The sequence below is a fragment of the Tardiphaga sp. genome (assembly GCF_025356345.1).
In the GTDB taxonomy this organism is placed as follows: domain Bacteria; phylum Pseudomonadota; class Alphaproteobacteria; order Rhizobiales; family Xanthobacteraceae; genus Tardiphaga.
Map to the genome: position 1 here is coordinate 1 of NZ_JANXTC010000007.1, position 11537 is coordinate 11537.

Consider the following 11537-nt stretch of genomic DNA (forward strand, 5'->3'; position numbering starts at 1 on the left):
ATGCCGTCAGAACCGCCGATGGCGTCCCAGTTGAACGCGACCTCATAGGCGACCACGGCCGCGGCATAAGTTACCAGAGAAAACACGAATTCGCGGGTGCGCAGCGTGACGACGCCCAGGAAACCCGCGGCAGCGAGGCACAGCGCGATCGTTGCCAACGCGGTGATCCAGCCGTTCAGTCCGTACTGGGCCGACAGGTTGGCGGCGGTATATCCGCCGATCGCCCAGAACAGCGTATGGCCGAGGCTGACTTCGCCGAGATAGGACAGCACGACATCCACGCCGTAGCACATGACGGCAAAGATCGCGATCGTGGTCAGTGTCGAATAGGCCACCGACGTGCCGCCGAACAGCCGCGGCAGGAAAAATCCGACGACCACCAGGCCGACAATGCCCGCGATCCGCAGCACTGGTATCGACGAAGGCGCCGGGGTTTCGATGGCGGTCATTTGGCGGCCAATCCTGCCGGGCGAATTACCAGCAACGCAAGGAGGAGCGCGAAGGCTGCCGCGGTCGTATAGGTGTGGGCGACGTAGGCACCGAAGAACGCGGTGAAAAGACCGAGCCCGAGGCCGGCGGCCAGCGCCCCGCCGATCGATCCGATGCCGCCGAGCACGACAACGACGAACGTCATGATGACCTCGTTGAAGCCCATGCTGGTCAGGATCGGGGACCGCGGTGCGACCAGCGCCGCGCCGAGCGCCACGACGGCGCATTCAAAGACGAACACCAGCAGGTACACCACGCGGGCATTGATCCCGAACAGCTCGCTCAGTTTCGGGTCTTCCGCGACCGCGCGAATGATGGCGCCGAACCGGGTGCGTTGGGTGAACAGCCAGACCGCCGTATAGAGCAGCAGAGTCGCGACCAGAACGAGGACGTCCTGCCAGGTGAACCACAGCGAGCCCAGGTCGATCTTGGCGCGCGACAGCGTGCCTGGCAGCGTCTGCGGGTTGCCGCCGAAGATCAGCGCGCTGCCGCCCTGCAGGACGTAGCCCAGCCCCAGCGTCACGATCATCAGGCTGGTGAGGTTCTGCGTCATCACCAGCCGCATCATGGCGAGCTGCATCAGCAGGCCGATGGCCGCCAGCACTCCCATCGCGACAAGGATCGCCAGCGGGTAGGGCAGGCCGAGCTTGACGATGGCGAACCAAGTCACGAACGCGCCGAGCATGTACAGCTGGCCATGGGCGAAATTCACCAGCCGCGCGACACCGAGCAGGATGGTCCAGCCCAGCGCGATGCACGCGTAGCCCGAGCCGAGCACGAGACCGTTGACGATCTGCTGCGCGATGTTCATGGCTGCGTTCCATCGGCGGCGATGCTGCCGAGATAGGCCTCGATGATGCGGTGGTCGGCGGCCATGACGGCGGCGGAGCCTTGGCCAACAATGCGCCCGCGTTCCAGCAGATAAAGATGGTCGACAACCTTGAGCGCCGCCTTGACGTTCTGCTCGACCAGCAGCACAGGCAGCCCGCGGTCCACCAGCAGCCGAATCCGTGACAGCAGATCCGCGATCAACCGCGGCGCCAGGCCGGCGGAGGGCTCGTCAAGGATCAGCACGCGCGGGCAGGCCAGCAGGGCGCGGCCTACCGCGAGCATCTGTCGTTCGCCGCCGGAAAGCGCGGCACCCTTGTGCGTGCGCCGTTCGGCGAGGCGCGGAAAGAACTCGAATACATCGGCGACGGCGAAGCTGTGCCGACCGGCCGTGTCGGCGGGCGGTCGAACCAGCGCCAGGTTTTCGTCCACCGTTAGTTCGACAAAGATGTTCTTGCCTTCGGGCACCAGCGTCAGACCGCGCGCCACCCGCTCGTGCGCGGCGAGGCCCTCGATGCCCTGTCCCCGCAGCCGCACCACGCCGGTGACCGACGCCATGCCGCGTGACCAGCCGGCCAGCGCGTTGACCAGAGACGTCTTGCCAGCACCATTGGCGCCGACGAGCCCGACCATCTGTCCGGCGGCGACATTGATGCTCACGTCGGAGACCGCCATGTTGCCGGCGTAACGGACGCAGAGATTTTCGCTTTGCAGCACCTGGATCATTCGTCGCGCCCCAGATAGGCTTCGCGCACGCCTTCATGGCGCTGAATTTCCGCCGGCGTACCGCTCGCCAGCATGGCTCCCTGATCGATCATGACGATGCGGTCGGCGATCGACATGATCAGATCCATGTGATGCTCGATCACCACCAGAGCCAGGCGGCGTTTGCGCAGGTTGATCAGTACCTCGGCGAGTTTCTTCATGTCGGCGCCGCTCAGCCCCGCGGCCGGCTCGTCCAGCAGCAGCGCCTTCGCGCCGGTGCCGTAAGCCAGCGCCACCGACAGCAGGCGTTGCACGCCGTACGGAATATCGCCGGGCAGCCGGTGATGGTAGCTCGCGGGAATTCCGAAGAAGTCCAGAAGCTGCGCGGCCTCCCGCTCGGCATGTCGGCTGGTGGCGATTTCGCGCCATGGCGCGAACAGCGAGGTCGCGAGATCCGTCGAAAAATCGCGGAAGATGGAGGCCACCGCATTCTGCAAGATGGTCAGTTCGCCGAAAAACGAATTCTGCTGGAAGGTACGGCGCAGTCCGAGGCCGGCAAGGTCGAACGTCTTGACGCTGGAGACATTCCCTCCGTCGAGAAACACATTGCCGCCATGGCGGACCGCGTTGGTGACCGCCGCAAAGCAACTGCTCTTGCCGGCACCATTCGGGCCAATGATGCCCAGGATCTCGTCCTCAGCAACGGACCAGCTGACGTCGTGCAGGGCGACCAGGGCGCCGTACTGGACCGATAGGCCTTCCACGCGCAAAACTGCGCCAGCGCCGCGAGGCTTGTCGTCGGTCGTTGCCACCGCGGCCATCCACCCTGTGAAACCGGTCGCTCTTTGGCGCCGATGTTGTTTTTACTGAAGCAGCGAACATCGCAATCGCGTTGAGGTCAAGGGCGCGACACCGAGCGATACATTGCATGTGCTATATTTCGAGATGCGGAAAATGACGCGCCGTCATGACCGCTTTTTTGCGTATCGACACAGCACCTGGACACAACAACGTCCGGCTGCTTCCGAGCTGAGTACCGTTGGCTAGGCCGTCACCTGCGTCACCAGCGGGTCTCGGCACCAAGGCGAGGATCTAGTCATCGGGGGCCTGACTTGGGCCAGTGCACCCGCCATCCATTTCTCAGAGGTCGACGGGTGTTAGATTGGGCCGTTCGCAGCTAAATAGACCGCTGGCGGTAATCGACCCGATTCGCTTTTCTTTCAACGAACCTCAACAGGATGCGTGGCCCCTCCGTCGCGCCCGGTGGAGCCCCTGGAGTCCGAGATGACCTCTAAAACCTGGCGCGCCAAACGATCGCTGTCGATCGATCTGGAATTCGATTCGTCGTTCAAGATCATCGCGGGAAAAACCTATACCGACGATGGGACCACGGTTTTCGGCGACTATGTCTGCGACGAATTGTTCGAGCCAGCCAGTCCCGTCGCGGACACGGTGGTGGTGAGCCTTCCCCAGTCACGGAAATCGCGGCAATAGCAGCGGTCAGGGGGCAGCGGCGCTTCGGAAATACCGCTGGTCGGTTGACCCGGCCTGTCAACCGACCCGTATCATGGCTGCCAGCTAGTTGGCGGGGCCGTCGCCGCGGATAGTGAAGGTGGTGGCCGTCAGGCGCGTCATGCCGAACTTGTCGAACAATTTGTCATAGGTGCCGTCGGCGCGGATCGCGGTCAGGGCATCGGCGACCGCCTGGGCCACGGCCTTGTCGCGGAACGCGAAGGTGATGTCGGTGCCGGCGATGTCGCGGATCCAGATCTTGGCAATGCCGCGCTGCTCTAGCGAATTCGCGGTCTCGTTGATGTTGAGTGCCGCCTCGAGCTGGCCGGCGCGCAACGCGCCCGAGGTGGCGGTGACGGTGGTGAAGGTACGCAGGTCGATCGACTTCAGGCCCTTCGCCACCATTTCAGCGTTATATTCTTTCGCCTTGCGCTCGGTATAGGTCGCAGCCTCGACGCCAACGACCCGGCCGGCGAGGTCCTCGAACTTCTCCAGCTTCAGCGGCGACGCTGGATCGGTGTAGACGCTGATCGCCTGCTGCGCATAGGGCACCAGGAACAGCATCTTGGAGCGCTCCTCGGTCCAGAACAGTCCGGTGTTGATGGTATCGAAACGGCCCGAGCGTAGCCCCGGGATCATCGGCGGAAAGTCCATCCGCAGGAATACCGGCTCCAGGCAGATGCGCCTGGCGATCTCTTTCGCCAGTTCGACATTGAGCCCCTGCAGCTCGCCCTTGTCATCGACGAATTGCTGTGGCGGCAGCGTGGGATTGATCGACATCTGCCATTTGCCGGCCTCGATCAGACTTGATGCCGGGATTTTGCTGGTGCAGGTCTGGGCGCTGGCCGATTGCAGCAGGCCGAGCAGGATGGCCAGGGTGGAAAGGCTCTTCAGAAAAGGCATGGCGTGAACTCCGATTGGTCGAGGATGAAGCAGGGTTACTGAGCGTTTTCGGGTCTCGTCGTGTCGTTGTCGGTCGTCATCCGGTGGCAGCCGATTCCTGCGCTGCGGCCCGGGTCAGGATCAAGGAGGTGTGGCGGGCCAGCGTGACGACCTCGTCACGCTGGTTGATCAGTTCGAGCGCCTCGATGACGATACCGCGGCTGGGATTTTTGGTCGGTCGCTTCTCGCTGAACTGAAATTTGACGCGTAGCGCGTCGCCGGCCACGATCGGCAGCTTGAAGCGGACCTCGTCCCATCCCAGCGAGGCGACGGAGGTCTCCTCGTAGAGCCTCAGCTCCGACTTCAGGCCTTCCATCAGCGACAGCCCGAACAGGCCATGCGCGATCACCGACGGAAACCCCTGCGACCGCGCGTAGCTCTCATTAAGATGCAGCGGATGATGGTCGCGGGTCACGTCCGCGAACGCGGCGATATGCGCCGGCGTCACGGTGTGAACGGCGCTCTCGAACCGCGTGCCCGGTTCGATGTCTTCGTAGCAGAGATTGATCGGCACGCGGCTGATGTCGCTCATCGCATCGCCCCGCGAATGATCTGGCGCGTCCGTCGCTGCTTTCCGGCAAAGCTGGCGGCGATGCCCATCGGCCCCGGCCAAAAGATCCGCGAATCCATTTCCCGCAGGTCGGGGCTGATGCGCGGACGGAAGCCCATATGCGCGAGCACATCCTCTTCGAGCCGCACGCCCGGCGCGATCTCGGTCAAAGTGATGCCGCCTTCCTCGAGCTGGAACACGGCGCGTTCGGTGACGTAGGACACTTCCTGGCCGCGCTGCAGCGCCAGCGAGGCGCTGAAGCTGATCTGGCCGACCTCGGGTACGAACTTCCGGATCGGCCCGTCGCTGCGGATCGCGAGGCCGCCCTTCTCGACGCCGATGTCATATTTGCCGCCGGTCATGACGCCATTGAACACCAGCCGCTTGGAATTCTGCGTGATGTCAATGAAGCCGCCGGAGCCGTCGCGGCGATCGCCGAACCGGGTAACGTTGACATTGCCAATGGCGTCGACTTCCGCGAACGACAGGAAGGCGCAGTTCAACCCGCCGCCATCGTAGAAATCGAACTGATAGGCCTGGTCGAGAATGGCGCGCGGATTGATCGCCGTGCCGAATTCGCGCGCATGGCCAGGCACGCCGCCGATGACGCCGGATTCCACGGTCAGCGTGATCAGATCCTCGATTCCCTCCTCGGCGGCGACATTGGGGATCATCGCCGAGATGCCGACGCCGAGATTGACGACGTCGCGCGGGCTCAGCTCGAAGGCCGCGCGGCGCGCGATCACCCGTCGCGCATTGAGCGGATCCGGTACGATCATGGCGGCGGGCACGCGGGTCTCGCCGCAGCGGGCGGGATCGTGCGCCGTGCCGTAGGTCTGCATCTGGTCGGGATCGAGCACCACATGGTCGATCAAGAAGCCCGGAATCTTCACCATCTGCGGATGGATCGAGCCGCGCTTCACGATCCGCTTGACCTGGCAGATCACGGTGCCGCCGGCATTGTGCACGGCCTGCGCGATCGACAGATCCTCGCGCGTCGTGCCCTCATGCTCCATGCTGATATAGCCGTCCTCATCGGCCGAGGTGCCGCGGATGATGGCAAAATCCGGTGGATTGGGCACGTGATACAGCAGCCATTGCTGGCCCAGCACCTCGACCAGTTCGACCAGCGGCAGCGTGGTGCGCGCATTCATCCGCCCGCCGTCCTGGCGCGGGTCCATGTAAGTGTCGATGCCAACATGGGTGAGCACACCGGGATGTTTCGCCGCCATGGCGCGGCAGAGCTGGCTCATGACGCCCTGCGGGAAATTATAGGCGTCGATCAACTCGTCACGCACCAGCCGCATGAACGGCACCTGCAAACCAAAGTTGCCGCCGATCACCCGCGCGATCATGCCCTCATGGGCGAGATGGCAGATGCCCTTTTCGGTGACGGCACCGACGCCGGTGATGTTGATCAAGGTCAGAAGGTGCGGACCGGCGCCGGACAGAAAGCGCTGCTCCAGCGCCACCAGCACGGTTTCAGCTGCACCGGTGCCGCCATTGCCGCCGACGATCAGCGTGTCAGAGTCCTTGATCAGGTCGACCGCTTGGGCGGCGGTGAGCAGGCTCAGCATGTCATGCCGCCTCCTTCTCGACCTGGCGGGCGATGATGAGGCGCTGGATCTGGTTGGTGCCTTCATAGATCTGCGCCAGCCGCACGTCGCGGAACAGCCGCTCGATGCGGTAGTCGCGCGAATAACCATTGCCGCCATGGATCTGCAGCGCGTTGGAGACGTGCTTCATCGCCATGTCGGTGGTGAACAGTTTTGCCTGCGCGGCTTCCTTGGCAATCGGCTCGCCGGCATCGTGCAACCTTGCCGCGTGATGGATCATCAGCCGGGATGCCGCGATGTCGGTCGACATATCGGCCAGCATGAACTGCACCGCCTGGAAGCCGATGATCGCCTGGCCAAACTGCTTGCGCTGCCGGGCATAGGCGGTGGCGTCCTCGAACGCGGCCTGCGCCATGCCCAGCGCCATCGAGGCCATCATCAGCCGGCTGAAATTGAAATTGCTCATCGCCATCTTGAAGGCCTGGTTCTCCGGCCCCATCAGGCTGTCGGCCGGCAGCCGCACATCGGAGAAATTGATCTGGCAGTCGTCCAGGCCATGCATGCCGAGCAGCTCTTCGTTCTTGCCGCGCGCGATGCCGGGCAATTTGCCGTCGACCAGTAGGCAGGAAATCGCTCTGTGTCCCGCCTCGGGGCCGGTGCGTGCGAACACCATGATGCGGTCGGCGACGCCGCCGAGCGTCACCCAAGCCTTGGTGCCGTTGAGCAGCCATCCGTCGCCGTCGCGCGTCGCGGTGGTGCGGATGCCGGCGACGTCGGAGCCGTGATCGGCCTCGGAGACGGCGGTGGCGGGGATAATGTCGCCGCTGAGAATCTGCGGGATCAGCGCCTTCTGCCCGTCGGTGCCGTGATGGTCGAAGAACAACACGGCTTCCACGGGAATCGCAAAGGCATTGGCGACGGCGCCCGAGCAGCGCGACAGCTCTTCCATGGCAATGCAGGCGGCGATGGCATCGAGCCCGGCACCGCCGGCGCCCTCGCGCAGGCAGATTCCGAACAGGCCGAGATCGGCCATGCCCTTGTAGAGCGTGCGGTCGAAGCGGTCCTCGCGGTCGATCGCGGCTGCGCGCGGCAGGATCTCGGCCTCGGCGAAGCGTCGTGCCGTCGCTCGCAGCGCCTTCTGGTCATCGGTGTAGAAGCGGTCCATGCGTGCGGCCTTCTCAATCAATCGCTGGCGAGCTTTGAATCATGGGCGACTTCGTCCTTCTCCCGATCCAGGAAGTAGACGGCGACGTTGCTGCCCTCCGTGCCATAGGCGAGGCAGGCGGCTTCGGTGAGGGCGACGGCGGCGGCGCGTCGTTGCGCCGCGCCGCGGCGGAAGGCGTGCACCTTGAGCAGAACCCGTATCGAGGTGTGCGACGTCCCCATCTCGCCGGCATGGGCATAGTCGTCCGGGGTGACCGGCAGGAAATACAGCGTAACGGTTGGCGCGCCGACGTCGAACGCCGACATCAGACCGTCGGTGATGGACTTTGCCAGCGTCGCCTTGCGGTCGATCGGAATGGCGGGGGCGAGGATTTCGAGATAGGGCATTGATCAGGCCTTGGGTTCGCAGGCGGGGAGGGCGCGACAGGAATCCCGCGTTACCAGCCGGGCGCCGACGCGGTATTCGCGCGCGCCGTCGGCGCGGACCGCCCTGGCCTCGATGCGATGCAGCAGCCGGTCGACGGCGAGATTGGCGAGATCGCGGGCGCCGCTGTCGACGATGCTGATGGCGGGGCGATGCCACGCAAACCACGGCGTATCCTCGTAACAAAGTAGCGACAGATCATCGGGAATTGTCAGGCCGCGTTCGGCGGTCACCTGCAGCACGCCAAGCACCGATTCATGATTGGCGACGAAGATCGCGCTCGGCCGCTCGGCCAGATCCAGCAGCTTGCGGCAGGCCACGGCGCCGGTCTCCGGCTCGAAATGGCCGATATGGATCAGCGCCTCGTCCGGCGCGATGCCGGCCTCGCGCAGCGCACGATTATAGCCGGCGAGGCGTTCGCGTCCCGACGTGGTATCCTGGCGGCCGACCACCAGCGCGATGCGGCGGTGTCCGAGCCCGATCAGATAGCGCGTGCCGACATAGGCGCCCTGCGGATCATCCGCCAGCACGGTTTCCAGATTGGTGTCTTCGTCGCGCCGGATCATGCAGACGATCGGGACGTCGCCAGCATCGAGCGCCGTCAGTTGCGCGCCGTTCTTGCCGGTCGGCACTACGATCAGCCCGTCGACCCGGTGGTCGGCGAGGGTAGCCAGCGTGTCGCGTTCCTGCTGCGGGTCATCGCCGGCGATACATAGCAGCATCTGATAGTCGAGTGCCTTCAGTCGCGCCTGCACTACTTCGGCGATCACCTGGAACGAGGCGTTGGTGAGATTGTGAATCAGCAATCCGATCAGCCGTGACTGTCCGGTCTTCAAGCCGCGCGCGATCGGGTTGGGACGGTAGCCCAGTTCGCGCGCGATCCGGGTCAGACGCTGCTGCGTCTGCGCACTCGCCAGCCCGCCGCCGCCCAGCGCGCGCGATGCGGTGCTGATCGAAACCTGCGCCGCCTCTGCTACATCCTTGAGCGTGACGCTCATTCATCCGGCCAATAAAATGGAAACGATTGCAGAACGATATGGACGCGATATCTGCGTAGCAAGCCTAAATTGTGGATGATAGCTGCTCAATGTAGCAGCACGAATGGAAACGTTTCCGGCTGGAAAATCTCGGCGGGACATGTAGGTTGGTCGCAATGATGGCGGATCGATCGAGCGGAGTTGGTGGATGAAGAAGTTTCGCGGCACCTACACGGTAATGATCACGCCGTTCACGGCGACCGGTGCGGTCAACGTCGCAGCGCTGCGCGATTTCGTCGAATGGCAGATCGGGCAGGGCATCCGCGGCCTGATCCCGCTCGGCTCGACCGGCGAGTTTCTGTCGATGGATGACGACGACAAGGCCCTGGTTGCCGAGACCGTCATCAACCAGGCCGCCGGCCGGGTGCCGGTGCTGATCGGGACCGGCGCCGAAGACACCCGCGAAGTGGTGCGGTTGAGCCGGCGCGCCGAAAGTCTGGGCGCGGATGGCGTGATGGTCATCCCACCGTTCTATTCGACGCCCACCGATGACGAATTGGTGCATCATTACAGGACGGTGGCCGAGGCGATCGGGCTGCCGATCATGGTCTATAACAATCCCGCCACCGCCAATGTCGATCTCAGGCCGCCTTTGGTGGCCCGCCTCGCCGAGATCGACAACTGTCTCTACATCAAGGAATCGACGCTCGAAGTTACCCGCGTGCGCGACATCATGCGGCTGTGCGGCGACCGGATGACGGTGTTCGGTGGCATTCTTGGCTTCGAGTCCTTTGTCGAGGGCGCGCAGGGTTGGGTCGCTGTAGCCTCCAACATTGCGCCCGCGGCGATGGCGCGGATCTTCGATCTGGTCGATGCCGACCAGATCAGGGAAGCACGCGAATTGTATCTGCACTATCTGCCGCTGATCGACTTCGTTGGCGGGCAGGCCTATGTCGCCGGCAGCAAGGCGCTGCTCAGCCATATGGGGTTTGCGGCTGGCGTGCCGCTGCCGCCGCGGCTGCCGCTGCCGGCGGCGCAGGACGCCGTCGCCCGCGCGCTGGTGGCGCGGTTCAACTTGACCTATTCAACCCGGGCCGTGGCGGTCTGACCTTGCTGCGGGCATAATCCTGATGGGTTTCTCGATGAAACATTCCGATCTGCACGGCGTCACCGTGGCCACCGTGCTGCCGTTCCGGCCCGATCTGACAATTGACTGGGACGGCTATCGCCAGATTATTGATTACTGCGCCTGCCCAGACGGCATCATGGCGGTGTTCGTCAACGGCCATGCCGGCGAAGGCGGATCGCTGTCCGACGAGGAACGTCATGAGGTGATCGTGCGGACGCGCGCGCAGATCGGCGCCAAGCCGCTGCTGGCGGGTATCATCGGCCATTCCACCGCCGAATGTATCCGCCAGGCTCAGCTCGCCGAAGCCGCCGGTGCGGGTTGCGCGGTGCTGTTTCCGCCCGCGTCACTCGGCGGCGGGGCGTCGGCGACGTCCCGCGCGCCGGTGGCCTTTGTGCGGGCCGTCAGCGAGGCCATCGGCATTCCGGTGTCGGTGTTCCAGTATCCGCTGGCGTCGGGTTTCGGCTATGCGCCGGAGACCCTCGCGCAGATCGCGGTTGTCCCCGGCGTGATTGCCATCAAGGAGGGCAGCGACACCATGCTGGCCTATGACGAGAATCGCCGCGCGGTGCACAACAGCAATCCGGACATCGCTTTCCTGCCATCCAACTACAACTGGTTTCTGCCGCAACTGGCAGCGGGCGGCGACGGCATTCTCTCCGGTCTGGCGAGTCTGGCGCCGCGATTGCTGGCCGAGCTCTGGCAGGCCTCGGCCGCCGTCGATCTGCGTGCGATGCGCGCGGTCAATGAGCGGCTTTATCCGATCGTCCGCGCCATCTATGGGCCGGCACCGATGATCGATGCGCATACCCGCATCAAGGTCGGCCTCAAGGCCCTCGGTATCATCGAGCATGCCGGGCCGCGGCCGCCTCTGTTGCCGGTGTTGCCTGAGCCGTGCGACGCGATTTCGGCCACGATCGGCGCGGCGCGCCGCGCCGGCGATATCGGTGTCGCTGATCGACGAACGCCATAGCATCTAACGCCGAGGCGCATCGGCGCGCTTCTTGCTAGACTGCACCACCACGCATTGGCGATGAGGCAGAGACGCTCCATGAAGTTGTTCGATCCGGTCGCCTTCTTCGATTATCTGTTCAATCGCTTCCTGCTGGGCGGCGTCGCCGTCACGATCGGCCTGACGGTGGCGGCCGTGGTAGGCGGGCTCATTCTCGGCATGGTCATTGCCTGGATGCGCACCTCAAACAAGCAAGCCTTGAGCGGCTTTGCCCGGTTCTACATCTGGTTCTTCCGCGGCACGCCGTTGCTG

13 protein-coding genes and 1 pseudogene are annotated in these 11537 nt (G+C 64.3%); 4 read left to right on the forward strand and 10 right to left on the reverse strand.

The genetic code is table 11. From position 1 onward, the window contains the following. The 4 genes and pseudogenes from Q0S16_RS00185 to Q0S16_RS00200 all read right to left on the reverse strand — a co-directional run. Positions 1–449: pseudogene (locus Q0S16_RS00185) on the reverse strand (branched-chain amino acid ABC transporter permease); the annotation flags it as partial. Next, positions 446–1300, reverse strand: a complete 855-nt coding sequence (locus tag Q0S16_RS00190) for a branched-chain amino acid ABC transporter permease (RefSeq protein WP_295843736.1) — start codon at positions 1298–1300, stop codon at positions 446–448. The gene Q0S16_RS00190 and the pseudogene Q0S16_RS00185, both read right to left, overlap by 4 nt. After that, positions 1297–2043, reverse strand: a complete 747-nt coding sequence (locus Q0S16_RS00195) for an ABC transporter ATP-binding protein (protein ID WP_295843738.1) — start codon at positions 2041–2043, stop codon at positions 1297–1299. The genes Q0S16_RS00190 and Q0S16_RS00195 overlap by 4 nt, the downstream gene beginning before the upstream one ends. After that, entirely contained in the window at positions 2040–2834 is a 795-nt protein-coding gene (locus Q0S16_RS00200; RefSeq protein ID WP_295843739.1) for an ATP-binding cassette domain-containing protein, read from the reverse strand. Before Q0S16_RS00200 ends, Q0S16_RS00195 begins: the two co-directional genes overlap by 4 nt. 472 nt (positions 2835–3306) lie before the next feature. Here Q0S16_RS00200 and Q0S16_RS00205 point away from each other — a divergent pair, with 472 nt between their 5' ends. Further along, a complete protein-coding gene (locus Q0S16_RS00205) occupies positions 3307–3516 on the forward strand; it encodes a hypothetical protein (protein ID WP_295843740.1) in 210 nt (69 codons plus the stop codon). Positions 3517–3600: 84 nt separating this feature from the next. Here Q0S16_RS00205 and Q0S16_RS00210 read toward each other — a convergent pair whose 3' ends face one another. From Q0S16_RS00210 to Q0S16_RS00235, 6 genes are all read right to left on the reverse strand, one after another. Next, positions 3601–4437: an ABC transporter substrate-binding protein gene (locus tag Q0S16_RS00210; RefSeq protein WP_295843741.1), complete on the reverse strand. Its 837-nt coding sequence runs from the start codon at positions 4435–4437 to the stop codon at positions 3601–3603. Positions 4438–4513: 76 nt separating this feature from the next. After that, the gene (locus Q0S16_RS00215; protein WP_295843744.1) at positions 4514–5008 is read right to left on the reverse strand and encodes a MaoC family dehydratase; all 495 of its coding nucleotides are present in this window, start codon (positions 5006–5008) and stop codon (positions 4514–4516) included. Then, complete coding sequence (locus Q0S16_RS00220) at positions 5005–6603, reverse strand: CoA-transferase (protein WP_295843747.1); 1599 nt, start codon at positions 6601–6603, stop codon at positions 5005–5007. The genes Q0S16_RS00215 and Q0S16_RS00220 overlap by 4 nt, the downstream gene beginning before the upstream one ends. Before the next feature lies 1 nt (position 6604). Then, positions 6605–7747 (reverse strand): acyl-CoA dehydrogenase family protein, encoded by a 1143-nt coding sequence (locus Q0S16_RS00225; protein ID WP_295843749.1) that lies wholly within the window; start codon positions 7745–7747, stop codon positions 6605–6607. A 17-nt stretch (positions 7748–7764) separates the two neighbouring features. Beyond that, positions 7765–8133 (reverse strand): hypothetical protein, encoded by a 369-nt coding sequence (locus Q0S16_RS00230; RefSeq protein ID WP_295843754.1) that lies wholly within the window; start codon positions 8131–8133, stop codon positions 7765–7767. A 3-nt stretch (positions 8134–8136) separates the two neighbouring features. Further along, entirely contained in the window at positions 8137–9168 is a 1032-nt protein-coding gene (locus tag Q0S16_RS00235) for a LacI family DNA-binding transcriptional regulator (protein ID WP_295843758.1), read from the reverse strand. A gap of 187 nt (positions 9169–9355) precedes the next feature. Between Q0S16_RS00235 and Q0S16_RS00240 the strand changes: the two genes are divergently transcribed. From Q0S16_RS00240 to Q0S16_RS00250, 3 genes are all read left to right on the forward strand, one after another. After that, positions 9356–10255, forward strand: a complete 900-nt coding sequence (locus Q0S16_RS00240; protein WP_295843761.1) for a dihydrodipicolinate synthase family protein — start codon at positions 9356–9358, stop codon at positions 10253–10255. A 34-nt stretch (positions 10256–10289) separates the two neighbouring features. Then, positions 10290–11246 carry a dihydrodipicolinate synthase family protein gene (locus Q0S16_RS00245; RefSeq protein ID WP_295843763.1) on the forward strand — a complete coding sequence of 319 codons (957 nt, stop codon included), beginning with the start codon at positions 10290–10292 and terminating at the stop codon, positions 11244–11246. A 78-nt stretch (positions 11247–11324) separates the two neighbouring features. Beyond that, the coding region (locus Q0S16_RS00250; RefSeq protein ID WP_295843764.1) for an ABC transporter permease subunit at positions 11325–11537 on the forward strand (213 nt) is incomplete at its 3' end.